This window comes from Flavobacterium branchiophilum FL-15 (assembly GCF_000253275.1).
Taxonomy (GTDB): domain Bacteria; phylum Bacteroidota; class Bacteroidia; order Flavobacteriales; family Flavobacteriaceae; genus Flavobacterium; species Flavobacterium branchiophilum.
Map to the genome: position 1 here is coordinate 305,045 of NC_016001.1, position 16,235 is coordinate 321,279.

Genomic DNA, 16,235 nt, shown 5'->3' on the forward strand with positions numbered 1-16,235 from the left:
GAAAATAGTTTCTATTCAATAAAAATTAGTAATTTTATAAAAAAATAAAAATATGCAAGAATCATTTAAAATTACACAAACCAGCAGAAAAATTCTGGCTTCGATTTTGGAACAATATACGGTGGAACAACTCCATAAAATTCCAGACGGTTTTAGCAACAACTTGATTTGGAACATCGGACACGTTATTGTAACCGAGCAATTATTAGTTTACAAACTTTCTGGACTCCCCATGATGGTAACCGACGAAATGATCGAAAAATATCGAAAAGGAACAAAACCCAGTGAAGAAATTACTGAAAACGAAGTGAAATTATTGCAAGAATTGCTGTTTGCTACCATAAATCAAACCCAAAAGGATTTTGAAAATGACGTTTTTAAAAACTATCAAGAATACCCAACCTCCACGGGATTTGTTTTACAAAATGTAAAAGATGCCATTGCATTTAACAACCTGCACGAAGGAATTCATTTGGGAATTATTCTTGGATTACGCAAGTTTATATAAATAACTCCAAGTTACTGCTTCAAATTCTAACTAAGTTTTTGAAGCAGTAAAAATTTCAAAAAAAGACTCCCAACAAACTGCATTTGCTGGAAAAAATTCAGGAAATTCAAACGCCCGATCAAGATCTGAAAGCTCAAATTGGGATTGTTTGACACTATAAAAAAGGTGTTGCTTTTTTAAATAGGTAGCCAAATACTCTTGTTCAAACTGCCCGGGAGTAGGTAGAAGCACCGCTTTTTTTTGCAATTGATACAAGTCCATAACTGTAGAATATCCCGACCTGCAAACCAGCAATTGGCTACTCAAAATGGCCCATTCTAATTCCGTACTAGTCATAAAATTATAATATTCGATGCAACCTATTTTTTCATAAGTTTGCTTAGCTTCAACAATACCTCTTATAAAAATAACAGATCCGTCAAAAAAAGAAAATTTTTTTTCCAATTCCAATTCCAAGATAGTCCGTTGAGGCTCTGGCCCCGATAGCAACACCATGACATCATATTTTTTTGTACAAATATGTTTTTCAAACCTCGATTGAGGTCCTAAATACTTGACAGGGAAATTAAAATTTTGTTGATGTCCTAGAGCTCCCGATAAATTTAGATGGTTTTCAAAATCAAAAATCCAACATTCATGAAACTGTTTGATGATTTTTTGATGAAAAAAACGGGTCAAAAAAGTTGTAAACCCCGAAAGAACTTGCAATTGATGCGTAAGATAAACCGAAGGAATTGTAGTGGAATATACACCAAATCGGCTATCCGCTATTATTCCTTGCAAATCATAAGTAACTATCCATTCTTGTACCAATTGGTTTTCGAGTTGTACGGCTCTTGCAATTTGGGGTGCTTGTAGCAAAAGAGACCAACGCAAAAAAGCACCCTTTTTAGGATATGTAATGTGATAGGAAGGCAATTCGAGAGTCAGAAGTTGAGGAAACTCCTTTTTTAAAAGCAACAGCGCCTTACCATCAGAAGCTAAAATAGGCGAAAAACCATGATCAATTAATGCTTTGATAATGGGTACACACCGTGTGGCATGCCCCAAACCCCAATAAAGAGGTGCTACTAAAATATTTTTTGGTTTTGGCATGGCAAAAGTGTTGGTTATCATTTGCAAAAATAATTTATTTTTATTTTCAAAAAATTGCTTAATTTTACAAAAAAATTATCGAATCATTGTGGGAAGTAAAAATAAGTTAAAAAGATTTAAAGAAAACGAAACATTTGAAAATGTTTTTCAACCAACAAGAGAAGAAGTTGTAAACAATTGTTTTGCTTTAAAAGGCAAATGGAATACTGATTTTTTCAAAAACAACAACCCCTTGATAGTAGAATTGGGCTGTGGCAAAGGCGAATATGCAGTGGGTTTAGCACAAGAATATCCAGACAAAAATTTTGTAGGAATCGACATCAAAGGGGCCCGATTTTGGCGTGGGGCAAAAACAGCCGTAGAAACAGGATTGCATAACGTAGCTTTTGTTAGAACACAAATTGAATTGATTCATCACATTTTTGAAAACCAAGAAGTAGATGAAATTTGGATTACATTTCCTGATCCACAAATAAAATACAAACGAACCAAACACAGAATGACCAATGCGGAGTTTTTAAAATTATATAAAAAAATTCTTAAACCCGATGGAATTGTAAATTTAAAAACAGATTCCGAATTTATGCATGGCTATACCCTTGGATTGTTGCATGGCGAAGGTCATGAGGTGTTGTATGCCAATCATAACGTATATGAAAATCATGGAGCTCCAAAAGAAGTTACTAGCATCCAAACTTTTTATGAAAAACAATATTTGGAAATCAAAAAAGCCATTACTTACATTCGATTTAAAATCAAATAAATGAAAGAAATAATTCCGTTTTTATCTGGATTTATTTCAGCTTGTATAGGTATTGCCTTGCCAGGATTAATCAATATGACCGCAGCAAAAGTAAGTCTTAAAGACGGTAAAGACAGAGCCATATCGTTTGTGAGTGGTGCTTTGATTGTTATAGTGATGCAAACATTGTTGGCGGTATTATTTGCTCATTATATATACAATAGACCACATGTTATCTATGTTTTAAGAACCATTGGAATGGTTATTTTTTCCCTATTAACCATTTATTTTTTAGGCATTGCCAAAAAACCAATGGCCAAAAAAGAAAATATCAAAATCAAAAGCAAAAAAAGCCGTTTTTTTCTTGGCATGTTGTTGTCTGCTCTCAACTTTTTCCCAATTCCATATTATGTTTTAATAGCCACTACGCTGTCTAGCTACCACTATTTTACATTTAATGATGTATCAATATTACTATTTTTATTGGGCGTTGCATTAGGTTCCTTTTTGGTTTTTTATATATACATTCTGTTCTTTAAAAAAATAGAATCTAAAACGGATTTTTTCTTCAAAAATATGAATACAATTATTGGCTCCGTTACAGGAATTGTTACTCTGATAACCATTTATAAAATGTTTTAAAACAAACAGCAATGGAAGCTAATTTTTTTGAAAAAGTATATATTGTTGTAAGACAAATTCCAGAAGGTAAGGTAACTACTTATGGTGCTATAGCCAAGGTTCTTGGGGCGGCCAAATCGGCTCGAATGGTAGGTTGGGCCATGAATGCCTCACATCAATTAGCAGATGTACCCGCACACCGAGTAGTAAACAGAAAAGGTTTGCTAACAGGCAAACACCATTTTGACGGTACACTTTTGATGCAACAACTTTTGGAAAACGAAGGCATTCAGGTAGTTAACAATCAAATAGTCGATTTTGAAAACGTTTTTTGGGAACCACAAATAGACAAATAAAAAATATTTTTGTATCATAAAAAATATTATATTTGCAACCTTAATTAATCGAGGTCGAGTACCTCAAAATTTAATCCATAAAGATTATGTCAGTAAAAATCAGATTACAAAGACACGGAAAAAAAGGAAAACCTTTTTACTGGGTTGTTGCAGCAGATGCACGTTCAAAAAGAGATGGTAAATACCTAGAAAAAATTGGTACTTACAATCCAAATACTAACCCAGCTACAATTGATTTAGATTTAGATGCAGCAGTAAAATGGTTGTTCAACGGAGCACAACCAACAGATACTGCCAGAGCCATCTTGTCTTACAAAGGAGCCTTGTTGAAACACCATTTAGAAGGTGGAGTTCGCAAAGGAGCTATTACTGCAGAGCAAGCTGAAGCTAAATTAGCCGCATGGTTAGAAGCAAAAGCCAGCAAAGTAGATGCTAAAAAAGACGGATTGTCTAAAGAACAAGCCGCTGTAAAAGCAGCCGCTTTGAAAGCAGAACAAGAAGTAAATGCAAAACGTATTGCAGCAGCTCAAGAAGCAGCAGCAGCAGCAACAGCCGCTCAAGAAGCAGCCGCAGCTACTGAAGAAGCAGCTACTGAAGCAACTGACGAAACGACTGAAGCATAAATTTAAAAAAAAGCGACTTATGCGTAAAGAAGATTGTTTCTATTTAGGTAAAATCGCTAAAAAATTTAGTTTCAAAGGCGAAATTCTGATGTATTTAGATACAGACGAGCCAGAGCTATACGAAAATTTGGAATCAGTGTTTGTTGAATTAAACAAACACTTGGTTCCTTTTTTTATTGAAAACGCATCCTTATACAAAAACGATTTTTTAAGAGTACGGTTTGAAGACGTACAATCGGAAGCCGATGCCGATGCTATAATGAATTGTGGTGTTTATTTGCCATTACAAATGTTGCCCAAATTATCGGGCAATCAATTTTACTTTCACGAAGTAATTGGTTTTGAAATCGAAGACCAACGACTTGGAGTTTTTGGCGTTATCCAATCGGTAAACGACAGTACTGCACAAGCACTTTTTGAAGTTTTAAATGGCGAAATCGAAATTCTAGTACCCATAATCGACCATTTTTTAGTACAAGTCGATCGAGAAAACAAAAAAATTATCATGAACTTGCCCGAAGGCTTAGTCGAAATGTATTTGTAATACCAAATATATTTTAAATGTATATTTGGTATAATCAACACCCCCCGTTCAATACCATTTCAACACGCTTTTATATTTGCATCACATTATAACTTACTGCCATAAGCCAAATCTCCCGCATCGCCCAATCCAGGAATAATGTACTTTTTGTCGTTCAACTTATCGTCGATAGAAGCAATCCACAAATGAACATGACTTGGCAACACCGATTCCAGATAGGCTATCCCTTCAGGTGCAGCAATCACCACTGCAATATGAATCTCGTCAGGTGTGCCCATTAGCTTTAACTGATTTAAAACCGCAACAATAGACTGCCCTGTGGCCAACATCGGATCCAATAAAAGTAGTGTTTTGTGTGCCAAATCTGGAATAGCTTCATAACCAACTTCTATCTCAAAACCATCTCCAACATGTTTTCTAAAAGCAGCAACAAAACCATTCTCCGCTTCATCAAAATAATTCAAAAAACCCAAATGCAAAGGCAAACCCGCTCTCAAAATAGAGCAAAGCACTACTTCATTGGATATCAAATAACTACTTTTGATGCCCAAAGGCGTTGTTACCTCACAATGATCAAAATCGAGTGTTTTGCTTATTTCATAAGCCATTATTTCGCCAATTCGTTCCAAATTTCGCCGAAACCGCATACGGTCTTTTTGTGCGTCAACACTCCTAATTTGATTCAAAAAATGATTCAAAATACTATTTGATGTAGATACATGATGGATTTGCATAATTTGTTATTGATATTAAAAAAAATAAACTAAAATATTGAGATTTCAAAAGTATAAAACTATATTTGTATTTCAAATCAAAAATTATGTTTTCTAAATTAGCTTATAGCATCTTCGAACAAAGCATCGCAGATTATCATCAATTTGACAATGTCGATCAACCCATTCAAAACCCTTATTCCAAAAATGATTTTGAACATTTATTATACCACAAAAATTGGATAGACACCGTACAGTGGCATTTTGAAGACATCATTAGAGACCCCAATATCGATCCAGTAGCAGCACTAACCCTCAAACGCAGGATAGATGCTTCAAATCAGGAACGAACAGATATGGTGGAATATATAGACAGTTATTTCTTGAAAAAATACCAACATGTTGCGGTAAAAAACAATGCCAAAATCAATTCCGAAAGTCCCGCATGGGCTTTTGACAGATTGTCCATTTTGGCCCTAAAAATCTACCACATGAAAGAAGAAGTAAACCGTCCAAACGCCACTTCAGATCACAAAGACAAATGTCAGGCCAAACTCAATATTCTGCTAGAACAACGCACAGATTTATCGTTGGCCATAGACGATTTGTTGCAAGATATAGAACATGGCGACAAGTTTATGAAGGTATATAAACAAATGAAAATGTACAACGACGAAGAGTTGAATCCTATTTTATATCAAAATAAATAATCAATAGCTTGTTGGTTTCAGGTTTTATTTTAGAACCAATTTCTAAAAAAAAAAACAACAAGCCAAAAACAACTATTTTTTTGGGCGTTCCCCAAGGGTCGGGCTATTCGTTCCAAACAACGTTCATTGAACTCCAAATGAAATATAATATTGTGAAATAATCTTTTTTTGGGCGGGTGCGGGCTTTTTCTGCCCGTGCCCGCCCAAAAAAAGGATTTCCACTGCTATCCCTAACGCAAAATGCGGTAATAATAACATTCAGCCTATTTTATACCGCTATTGGGTATTAATTCAGTATCTAACTTTTTGTATGAATTTTTATACAAACGTACCCTTAAACAATCAAATCGAGTCGGGGAGTGGCTCATTGGGAACTATTTTGTAATCCCATTTATACTTTTTATGATTGTTGCCAATAGCGGGTATTAACACTCCAATGCCTGCTAATACAATGCCTGGCGGTACTAATAACAGCCCATAACCACCAACTGCAATACCCGTAACAAAGACAACCGTGCCAACAACTAGGTAAATTCCAGAGAGTAGGGCCGAAGTTAAGGACATACTTCTGATTTTTGAAATCGACTCTATAGGAATGTTTATACCATCAATAGCAATGGTACTGTCGTCTATAATTACCAGACGACCTTTATATGTTTTGCCGTCTGCAGTGGTAATTTTTACTCTTTTATTGGCTCTAAAAAAATCAGTTTCGTCGTCTGTTTTGCTCGACAAAAGCACCCCTTTTTGTTGCGAAAAAACAACATGGGTTGTTAAGAGTAGTGCTAAAATAATTTTTAAAAAAATGTTCATCATGGTTTTAATTTTTAAAATTGCGAAAAAATTTTTGTACTAATTTATAGTGTGAATTTAATGTTTAAAATGGTATTTGATGCCCATTGAAGTAAAATGCCAACCATCAAAACGATAATATAATTTGTTGTTGTTCAAATTTAATTGTTCATTTTGGTCTATGATACTTCCGCTGTCAATAACCTATTTATTGTTGATTTTTTCCCATTTGCCACTATAAACCCCATTTGCCACACAATGATTTGAAAGGGTATCCAATTTAAAATAGGCTTCATAATAATAACCGTTGCTACGGAACTCGAAACTTTTGGACAAAGCACATTCGCTTAACACTATTGCAATAACAAAAAACAGATTTTTATTGTTTTTTACCAAAAACAACACGTTTTATTCCGAAATTGATTAATATATTTTGGGTATAATAGTTTCTTTTAAAAATAAAAGTTTCGCTACTCCCTTTGTATCCCCCCAAAAAGTATCCTTCAACATCGGTATAAACGATATATTTTTTATCAATCATATAATTTAAACCTATTCCTAAGTTTATGTTCAAATATGATTTTGCATAATCATTGGTGTATGTATAATTGCTTTCTGTTTCATGATTCCATGCTAAACCAAGTTTTGCACTTGGATAAAATTTAGAATCAATATTAGAATTTAAGTTAAAATGAGCATTTATAGGAATACAAATTACGCTTCCGTCAAAATGACCATATTCTGGTTTGTATCCATTTGTAAACGAAACACCTGTTTTAATATACTTAAATCGTGCAGTAATACTGAATTTATCATTCAAAAAATATTCAGAAATGATTCCCGATTGAAACGAATTTTTAGGTTCATTTAATTTGTAACCTAAAATGGTATTACTACCCATTTCTATACCAAAATACCATTGCCCCTTTGGATTGATAACTGTTTTTTTGTTTTGTGCCGTGGATAAAGTTCCAGTGATGCATAGCGATAACAAGAGTGTTTTTTTTATAAGCATTTTGACTGATTTAAAAAAAGCCGTTTTTATACAAACGGCTCGTTATTTTAGTTTATTGTTTTGTGAAATTGATGTCTTGATAAAAATTATCATAAGTAATTTTAGCGATATAATATCCTGACGGCAGGTTTGAAATATCATGAATGCTTGGATTACCACTAATAGTCTTAGTCCCAAAAAGCATTCCAGATTGATTGTAAATCCGTGCAATTATAGGACTTGTTGTTGAAGGATATAAACTAGCATTTTTTAAAGAAAACACCAATGTACTTGAAACAGGAATTGGTGTAATTTGATAAAAATTGACCATCACAGGACCTGCGGGTGGCAGCGTGGTACCGTCCGTCCAACTAAAATTTTTCCATGCACTCCAACAGTTGTTTGATTTTACTCTACATCTGAATTTCAAAGGATTGTTTGTTGGGTTTGCTCCCGTTACATAAAGGTTTGCTTGCGAGCCAGTAGCAGCTGTTGCAGTGTAACCGTTTGATCCATTAAAGAAAAAATTGCCCGATATTTTTTCCCACTGCCAGTCGGAATTGATTGGTGTATAATTACCCAAATTGGCACTCAAATTATAACTCAAATAATTATTATTTGCACCACCACTCAAAGCACAAGTAGCATCTATACTACCAGAATCATAACAACCATTTATAGTAGGTTGCAACGTTCCTAGTATGATTGACCTCACGTTAGTAAGACCATTGCTAAATGTTGCTGTGATGCTACTAGACGGATTTGTAAATAATGCTTTGACAGTAATACTGTAATTATCAGAACTGATAATTTGTAAATCGGGTGTTACAGCCCAATTTGAAACAGCACTTGGTATTTTGCAAATGTCATACGTAAAAGTAGCTGTTGTGTTTATACACATTGCCGAAGGTCCAGACAAAGCATTTGCGGGAATTGGAAAATAAGGTGCTTGTTGGTTTCCTTGAATTTCAGTCAACAACCAATCAACGCTTTCTTTTGTTAGCGCAACGTGTTCTTCGTTTTTTGATGGTGAAAAATAACTATCAAAAACGATTTCTTTGTTGGCTGGGTTACACACTAAATTTCTGTTTAAAGGTGTTGACCAATCGAAATTTGGGTTTTTGAAAGCTAATGAACTAACGGTTGGGATAAAGGCGTGGTTTGGAATATACATTCTGTTTTCCACTCTGTTTTCTTGAATGTCTGGGTTCTCGTCTATTGACTTTTTAATAATGCCAACTGTATTAAAAGTACCACCAGGCACTACATCCATACAGCCTCGTGGATTGATGTTTACATCGTTTCGCCAAGCATCAATAATGACCAATCCACATAAATATGTCATGTTTGTAAATGGAATGCCACATAGTATTTTTTTTGTATATCTACCTTCAAAAGTCGTTACTGAATTGCCTGGTGTTGCTTGGTTTCTATCAACATTATAAAATCCCTTAAGATTGGCACTACCAAAAACCGCTACATCATAAACAAGTTGTCCTTCAGCATTTGTTTTTAAACCATTTGTAGTTCCGTTTATCAAAGAAATTTTTCTCATACTTGTTGGAAAACCATTAGAGTTTGAGATACTATTTGAAATTTGATTTTGTAAAAACTGTTGTCTAAAAGGATGGTTGTTGTTTTTGCTGTTGTTGCTCCACATGCTTGTTGGGCTTGGATAATTGTCAACTTGCTCTATCAACATTTGTCTTGCGGCTGGCGATTGTAGGTTTGATTTGTATTTTTCTAATGCCTCTGCTGATTCTCCAATTGTGCCCAAAAACAATAACTGGGCTTGAGTAGCAATAGGAATATTTGCTCCAAGATGCGGGCTATCAAAAGACACCCAGAGTTTTACATTGTGAGGTATATTGTTTTTCTCCATATATGCCAGTGCATAGCGGGAAATTAAACCACCCATGCTTGGTCCGATTAGGGTTATTTGTTCGGTACTGCCGTTTGCCACTAACTTTGCATTTTCTCTTTTTAGTAATGCAACAAGTGCCATTGCGTTTCGTTCTATAAAATCGGCACCGCCGTCGATGATGTATTTATAGTTTGTAACGGTTGTCCAATGACCCATAAACCAAAAAGGTCCTGTTTGCACCCATACTTGCGAAGTAGGATTTACTGGGTCTATCATTTTATTCTGTGGAAAATTGACGAGGGTAACATCGAAGCCTTGGGGAACAAGTATATCATCAACAAAATTTTTAGTTGGTGTGGCAATATTATTATCATGATCAAATGCCATTAATTCGTATAAACTAGATTTATCTCTATTATATCCATTACTACCATCATGAATTTTTCTTCCATCTCCTGGATCAAAACCATCCAAGATAATTACGGGTTTGTTTATTTTTTTTGTGTTGCAGGTATTTGTAACTTTATTAAAATAGGTTCGGTATTCTAAAACCCCTTTTATTGGTGTGCTTTCGTTGTAGCCCTGAAAATTGTCAGTATTTTCGAATGAATTGTGATCAATACCCGATGCACCTATAAAATCTTCCACATAGCAGGGGTCTGAACTGGTTGTTTGTGGCAAACTGACCATAATAGTGGCACTTGTTTGTATTTTGGTTTCGTTTTTAAACTCAATTTTAAACAAAATTTCTTTTTCGTTGCCTACAAATGTATAGCCCGTTGCTTCTTTTGAGTTTTCGAAATTGGAAACCAATTTTATTTCTGCTCCGTTGATAATGGCAGTCAAATTTTTGATAGGATTGCTATCATCTTGATAGAGCATATCTTGGTTTAACACAATTTTCACCTCTTGAAAATTAATGTTTTCGGCAATAACACCAACCACTGTAACCTGTTTTTGTTTGAAAGGATTGCGGTCTTCAACATTATAAAAATAGCCATCTTTAAAAATGAGGTTTGGCTGTTCTTTTGTGCCGTAATCAATATAATCTACAGAAGTGTTAATGTAGGAAATGTTTATAACATTGTCGTTTTTGTGTCTTAAATACTCAACTATTTCATATTGCATTTTATTTTTTGGGTCAAGACTGGAACGATGAACTTCTGATAATGCTTGGATATAATGCCAGTAAGAAGATGATTGTTTTCTTTCTTTATTATTGAACTCTAATAAATTGGCATTGGCAACTACTCTATCGTAGAGCAATCCTGTTTTGATTTGGTCTTTTTTTACAAATTTTAAAAGACTGTCCATAGCAACCGTGTAATCTTTTGGAGCAATTGGCTCTTTTTCTTGTGCAAATAGTATTGTGCTAATGAAGCACAAAATACTGATAAATAAATTTTTCATACTTTTGTAAAGATTAAATTAATAATTTTTTTGTCAATTTTTATTGTTTAATTGTAATTGAGAGGCGACGGCAATCGCCTCTTTATTTTAATGATTTAGTGTGGCTAGATTTATATCAAATCTACCATCCGTAACTTGTATTGTTTCTGATGGATTGTCTTTGTTATACAAAGTGCAGTTAAATGTGCCAGAATAATTACCATTTGGATAATCAAATCGAGAAATTACTATTGTTCCAGCATTGGCTGCGGACCAGTAAGTTTTATTTATCCCATTTTCTGATATACCTGCAATAATTTGATTATTATTTGGACCATACGAATATAATTCGCCATTTGATTGTCCAACAATATAACCACCATTGCCAGTCGACATGTTTTTTATCCATAAAATAATACCGGCACCATTAATATCTTTTTTATTGGCAATTTCTAATTGCCAATAATCGCCTCCAATAGTCGGTGGGTGAAAATTTCCGCCCGCATTTAATTTTAAACCATAAAGTGGCGACCCTCCAATAGCTTGACTTCCATTTTTAGGAATTAAAAGTTTACCATTGATATAACACCCAGCAGTATTTGCTCCTGTTGTTGTGGCAGGAGGTAGGGTGTCGGCTGGGGTTTCGGGTGCGGAGTCTTTTGAGCAACTGAATAGCAACAATGTTGCTACAAGAGTTAAAATTTGTTTTTTCATTTTTTTTAGAATTAAAATTAATTTGAATTGAAATAAATAATTTTGGTAATCATCATTTTTTTAGGAAGAATCCATTTTTTTACTTTTTATAATTCCTGTGGTTGTTTGGGTTGTCATTTTTGTTTGAGTTTAATTTTTTAAAATATGGCTTTGTTGTTATGAGTCATTTTCAAAATAGTTTTGATGCACTGATTCTTGGCAACAAAAGTAGCGTTCGCTTAAAATAAAGTGTCCCAAATTCTGCATTTTTACGGAATTTGGGACACATTTACAGAATTTGGGACAAAGTTTAACAGTTTTTGTTCCAAAAATCGAAAATAGTTTGTTACCAATTGCGTGGTCTGCATGAGAGAGGTTGTAATTTCCTCTATTAAAATCATACAAATTAGAAAACATTGCGGTTTTGTTATACAAAAAACCAGCTGTAATTTCTGATTGGTTGAGGTTAGAAAGCATCACGGGCCAATTGGGATGCTCTTCGATTGCGGTAATTGTTGAACCGTTTTGGGCTGTGATTTTGCCTACTGCAAAAAACAGCAATACTGTAATGAAAATTTTTTTCATAGTTTTGTAAAGATTAAATTAGTGAATTTTTTAGTGAATTTTTATTGTTTAATTATTGGGTACTATTTGGCGTAGTACCCTTTTTTATTTAAGGAAATGTTGCATTTGGGAGTGTGTTCAAGTTTAAGTCAAACCTTCCGTCGGTAATTGTTATAAAATCATTAGGATTGTCATAGCGAACAAACTTACCTTTGAAATTTCCAGATAAAATCCAATTTCCAGTTAAACTACCATTAAATCGGGTTATCTTAATTTCTCCTTGATTTACAATTGAACCGTAATAAGCATAGTTTGATATATTAGCATCCCATATCTTAAAATAAATATGATCAATTAAAGCACTATCAATGCCGTCATGAAAATTGCTATTAAATAAAGGGTAAATACCAATTGCATTTACTAAAAGTTCTTTGAAATGAATTGTCATTTGAAATCCGACAGCACTTTTGCCATCTTTAACAACAATTTCACTCCATGGTAGTGTGCTACTTCCAGTATAAACTAAACCATGCCCAGAAGGGCCAGTAAGCGTACCAGTTGGATCTCTTGGGATGTACACCTTGCCGTTTATGGTAACACCAAAGGTGTTGGCTCCCATCTGGGTTTCGGGTGGTAGTTTTGATGCTTCAGTTTGAACATCGTCTTTGGAGCAGCCTACAAGTAACAATGTTGCTAAAAGAGCTAAAAATAGTTTTTTCATTTTTTTAGAATTAAAATTAATTTGAATTGAAATAAATCATTTTGGTGTTTATCATTTTTTAAGAGGAATCCATTTTTTTACTTTTTATAATTCCTGTGGTTGTTTGGGTTGTCATTTTTGTTTGAGTTTTATTTTTTTTAAAATACTGCTTTGTTGTTATGAGTCATTTTCAAAATAGTTATGATGCACTGTTTCTTGGCAACAAAAGTAGCGTTCGCTTAAAATAAAGTGTCCCAAATTCTGCATTTTTACGGAATTTGGGACACATTTACAGAATTTGGGACAAAGTTTAACAGTTTTTGTTCCAAAAATCGAAAATAGTTTGTTCCCAATTGCGTGGTCTGCATGAGAGAGGTTGTAATTGCCTCTATTAAAATCATACAAATTAGAAAACATTGCGGTTTTGTTATACAAAAAACCAGCTGTAATTTGAGATTGGTTGAGGTTAGAAAGCATCACGGGCCAATTGGGATGCTCTTCGATTGCGGTAATTGTTGAGCCGTTTTGGGCTGTGGTTTTGCCTATTGCAAAAAACAGCAATACTGTAATGAAAATTTTTTTCATAGTTTTGTAAAGATTAAATTAATAATTTTTTTGTCAATTTTTATTGTTTAATTGTAATTGAGAGGCGACGGCAATCGCCTCTTTTTTTTAATGATTTAGTGTTAATGAATTAAAGTCAAATCTTCCATCAGTAATTTGTATTATTTCTGTTGGATTATCTTTATTGTAAAGTGTGCAATTAAATGTTCCAGAATAAATTGAAATTCCAACTCCTAAATCAGAACGGGTAATTTTTATAATACCTGCATTTTGACCAGACCAATATGTTTTATTTACACCATTTTCAGTTATCCCTGCAAATATTTGATTGTTGTTTGGACCTAAAGAGTATAATTCTCCATTGGATTGCCCAACTAAATAATCACCATTGCCAGTTGACATATTTTTTATCCATAAAACTACTCCAAAATTATTATTTGAGTCTTTGTTATTAGAAATTTGTAACTGCCAATAATCATTTTTGTTCGGCCAGAAATTACCACCATAATAATATTTTAAACCGTATGGTGTTCCTGAAAAACTTGGCGAACCATTTTTAGGAATTAAAAGTTTACCATTGATATAACACCCAGCAGTATTTGCTCCTGTTGTTGTGGCAGGAGGTAGGGTGTCGGCTGGGGTTTCGGGTGCGGAGTCTTTGGAGCAACTGAATAGCAACAATGTTGCTACAAGAGTTAAAATTTGTTTTTTCATTTTTTTTAGAATTAAAATTAATTTGAATAGTGATAAATCATTTTGGTAATTATCACTTTTTTAGGAAGAATCCATTTTTTTACTTTTTATAATTCCTGTGGTTGTTTGTGCTGTTATTTTTGTTTGAGTTTTATTTTTTTTAAAATACGGCTTTGTTGTTATGAGTCATTTTCAAAATAGTTGTGATGCACTGATTCTTGGCAACAAAAGTAGCGTTCGCTTAAAATAAAGTGTCCCAAATTCTGCATTTTTACGGAATTTGGGACACATTTACAGAATTTGGGACAAAGTTTAACAGTTTTTGTTCCGATAGTCGGTGGGAGTACTTTGAGTATGTTTAAGAAAAGCCCTATAAAAACTAGATTTGGAATTGAATCCACATTCTAGTCCAATAGCCGCTATGGTATAATCTTCGTATTGTTTGTCTTTCAATATCTCGATGGCTTTTTGTACCCTCAATTCATTGATGTAATCTGTAAAATTATTTTTTAAATTATTCTTTAAAATTTTAGATATTTTTCTGTCGCTCATATTCATTGATTCGGACAATTGTACCAGCGTAAATTTGGGACTCAAATAGCCGTGATGTGCTTTGATATGCTGTTCGATTTCAGCAAATTGGAGGTCCAATGCCGGTTTTGGAGGCACACTACTTGGAATTTTGATTTGAATTATTTTTCGTAATTCTATCCGTTCGGTTAGCAAATTGTATTTGAAAAAACCGTGATAAGCCACCCAAAAAATAATCCATACAGACGACAACCGCAATGGGTAATATATTGGTATATTGGGACTTATCACATTTCGGAGATTGAAAATGATGGCCACAATCCAAAAAACCAAAATCACCAAGCCAAACCCAAAAAATTTTTTGAGCCACTGCATGTTGTCATAACTGGCAATGTTTTCGGGTATTTTGGATTGTGGCAAAAAAATATAAATCAGTTTGATATATAGAAAAAGGGTGTACCCAACGTTGATAATTTCCTCTATTTGTGCATATTGAGCTACAATAAAATTGTTGTTTTCATGATGATAAAAAGGATACAATACCAATCGTAGGGCAATTTCTGCGGCAAACAACATTAACGAGATACCCACAAAAGATTGAATTTGCTTTTCGATTTTGATGTAATGTACTACAAATGTGTAAAAAGAAGGAATAATCAATACATAAAAAGGCAATAGCATTTTTCGTTCAAAAAAATTAAGCGAAATATAATGGTAATCTGCCAGCGTAATTTGTAGGTTGTTGATCGTAAAAAAAAGCACAAAAAAGTTCAGATAAATAATAGATTTATCTTTTCGATGTGGCGAAAAATTGGTGTAAATGATAAAGCACACCCCAATAAATACCCCAATAAATAGGGCTATTTTAAATATTTCTGCTATCATTATCCTAATTCAAAAAAAAATGCAAATGCTATTTAGACCCTTGTACACCATACAAACGGGCCACATATTTACCTATCACGTCAAACTCTAAATTGATGGTTGTGCCAATTGTAAAATGTTTGAAATTGGTGTGTTCATACGTATAGGGGATGATGGCCACACTAAAACCATTTGGTTTTGAACCTACCACCGTCAAACTTACACCGTTTACAGTAATAGACCCTTTTTCGATGGTTATGTTGTGCAAGGCCTGGTCATATTCAAACGAAAAATACCAACTTCCGTTACTCGACGTAATGCTCACACACTTGCCCGTTTGATCGACATGCCCCTGAACCAAATGCCCGTCTAATCGATCACCCAATTTCATGGCTCGTTCAAGGTTTATTTCGTCGCCAATACACCATTCAGACAATGAAGTTTTAAGTAAAGTTTCTTTTATAGCAGTAACTTTGTAGGTATTGTTTATAATTTCAACTACCGTCAAACATACGCCGTTATGGGCCACACTTTGATCAATTTTCAATTCTGAGGTTATTGTTGATTGCATCCAAAAATGACAATTATCACCTTCCGTTACAATATCTGCAATTTTACCAATGGTTTCTATAATTCCTGTAAACATAATTGTTTTATTTTTCTTAAATTTGCCCC

At 33.9% G+C, this 16,235-nt stretch carries 19 protein-coding genes; 7 read left to right on the forward strand and 12 right to left on the reverse strand.

Annotated elements, in window-relative coordinates:
• Positions 1-52: 52 nt before the first annotated feature.
• Positions 53-508, forward strand: coding sequence for a DinB family protein (locus tag FBFL15_RS01345; protein WP_014082879.1), 456 nt, complete (start codon positions 53-55; stop codon positions 506-508).
• A 30-nt stretch (positions 509-538) separates the two neighbouring features.
• On the opposite strand, the gene FBFL15_RS01350 is transcribed toward FBFL15_RS01345, so the two are convergent.
• Positions 539-1,624 carry a glycosyltransferase gene (locus FBFL15_RS01350; RefSeq protein WP_148267881.1) on the reverse strand — a complete coding sequence of 362 codons (1,086 nt, stop codon included), beginning with the start codon at positions 1,622-1,624 and terminating at the stop codon, positions 539-541.
• Between the two features lie 67 nt (positions 1,625-1,691).
• Here FBFL15_RS01350 and trmB point away from each other — a divergent pair, with 67 nt between their 5' ends.
• The 5 genes from trmB to rimM all read left to right on the forward strand — a co-directional run bounded on the left by trmB (position 1,692) and on the right by rimM (position 4,489).
• Positions 1,692-2,366: a tRNA (guanosine(46)-N7)-methyltransferase TrmB gene (gene trmB, locus FBFL15_RS01355; RefSeq protein WP_014082881.1), complete on the forward strand. Its 675-nt coding sequence runs from the start codon at positions 1,692-1,694 to the stop codon at positions 2,364-2,366.
• Entirely contained in the window at positions 2,367-2,987 is a 621-nt protein-coding gene (locus FBFL15_RS01360; protein ID WP_014082882.1) for a LysE family transporter, read from the forward strand. It begins immediately after the preceding gene.
• An 11-nt stretch (positions 2,988-2,998) separates the two neighbouring features.
• The gene (locus FBFL15_RS01365; RefSeq protein WP_014082883.1) at positions 2,999-3,322 is read left to right on the forward strand and encodes an MGMT family protein; all 324 of its coding nucleotides are present in this window, start codon (positions 2,999-3,001) and stop codon (positions 3,320-3,322) included.
• An 86-nt stretch (positions 3,323-3,408) separates the two neighbouring features.
• Complete coding sequence (locus FBFL15_RS01370; protein WP_014082884.1) at positions 3,409-3,945, forward strand: 30S ribosomal protein S16; 537 nt, start codon at positions 3,409-3,411, stop codon at positions 3,943-3,945.
• Positions 3,946-3,964: 19 nt separating this feature from the next.
• The gene (rimM, locus tag FBFL15_RS01375; protein ID WP_014082885.1) at positions 3,965-4,489 is read left to right on the forward strand and encodes a ribosome maturation factor RimM; all 525 of its coding nucleotides are present in this window, start codon (positions 3,965-3,967) and stop codon (positions 4,487-4,489) included.
• Positions 4,490-4,575: 86 nt separating this feature from the next.
• Here rimM and upp read toward each other — a convergent pair whose 3' ends face one another.
• On the reverse strand, positions 4,576-5,223 hold the full coding sequence (upp, locus tag FBFL15_RS01380) for a uracil phosphoribosyltransferase (protein ID WP_014082886.1): 648 nt from the start codon (positions 5,221-5,223) through the stop codon (positions 4,576-4,578).
• An 86-nt stretch (positions 5,224-5,309) separates the two neighbouring features.
• On the opposite strand from upp, the gene FBFL15_RS01385 reads away from it, so the two are divergent.
• The gene (locus tag FBFL15_RS01385) at positions 5,310-5,912 is read left to right on the forward strand and encodes a DUF4254 domain-containing protein (protein ID WP_014082887.1); all 603 of its coding nucleotides are present in this window, start codon (positions 5,310-5,312) and stop codon (positions 5,910-5,912) included.
• Positions 5,913-6,254: 342 nt separating this feature from the next.
• On the opposite strand, the gene FBFL15_RS01390 is transcribed toward FBFL15_RS01385, so the two are convergent.
• The 10 genes from FBFL15_RS01390 to FBFL15_RS01440 form a co-directional block, all read right to left on the reverse strand.
• A complete protein-coding gene (locus tag FBFL15_RS01390; RefSeq protein ID WP_014082888.1) occupies positions 6,255-6,728 on the reverse strand; it encodes a hypothetical protein in 474 nt (157 codons plus the stop codon).
• A 355-nt stretch (positions 6,729-7,083) separates the two neighbouring features.
• The gene (locus FBFL15_RS01400) at positions 7,084-7,719 is read right to left on the reverse strand and encodes an outer membrane beta-barrel protein (protein WP_014082889.1); all 636 of its coding nucleotides are present in this window, start codon (positions 7,717-7,719) and stop codon (positions 7,084-7,086) included.
• 52 nt (positions 7,720-7,771) lie between these two features.
• Positions 7,772-10,972, reverse strand: a complete 3,201-nt coding sequence (locus FBFL15_RS01405) for an alpha/beta hydrolase (protein WP_014082890.1) — start codon at positions 10,970-10,972, stop codon at positions 7,772-7,774.
• 87 nt (positions 10,973-11,059) lie between these two features.
• Positions 11,060-11,665: a Riean_0653 family protein gene (locus FBFL15_RS01410; protein ID WP_014082891.1), complete on the reverse strand. Its 606-nt coding sequence runs from the start codon at positions 11,663-11,665 to the stop codon at positions 11,060-11,062.
• 156 nt (positions 11,666-11,821) lie between these two features.
• Entirely contained in the window at positions 11,822-12,229 is a 408-nt protein-coding gene (locus tag FBFL15_RS01415; RefSeq protein ID WP_014082892.1) for a hypothetical protein, read from the reverse strand.
• Positions 12,230-12,317: 88 nt separating this feature from the next.
• Positions 12,318-12,929 carry a Riean_0653 family protein gene (locus tag FBFL15_RS01420; RefSeq protein ID WP_014082893.1) on the reverse strand — a complete coding sequence of 204 codons (612 nt, stop codon included), beginning with the start codon at positions 12,927-12,929 and terminating at the stop codon, positions 12,318-12,320.
• A gap of 156 nt (positions 12,930-13,085) precedes the next feature.
• Positions 13,086-13,493, reverse strand: coding sequence for a hypothetical protein (locus FBFL15_RS01425; protein WP_014082894.1), 408 nt, complete (start codon positions 13,491-13,493; stop codon positions 13,086-13,088).
• An 87-nt stretch (positions 13,494-13,580) separates the two neighbouring features.
• Positions 13,581-14,186: a Riean_0653 family protein gene (locus FBFL15_RS01430; RefSeq protein WP_014082895.1), complete on the reverse strand. Its 606-nt coding sequence runs from the start codon at positions 14,184-14,186 to the stop codon at positions 13,581-13,583.
• Positions 14,187-14,477: 291 nt separating this feature from the next.
• On the reverse strand, positions 14,478-15,581 hold the full coding sequence (locus tag FBFL15_RS01435) for a helix-turn-helix domain-containing protein (protein WP_014082896.1): 1,104 nt from the start codon (positions 15,579-15,581) through the stop codon (positions 14,478-14,480).
• Between the two features lie 28 nt (positions 15,582-15,609).
• Positions 15,610-16,206 carry a riboflavin synthase gene (locus FBFL15_RS01440; RefSeq protein ID WP_014082897.1) on the reverse strand — a complete coding sequence of 199 codons (597 nt, stop codon included), beginning with the start codon at positions 16,204-16,206 and terminating at the stop codon, positions 15,610-15,612.
• Positions 16,207-16,235 lie beyond the last annotated feature (29 nt).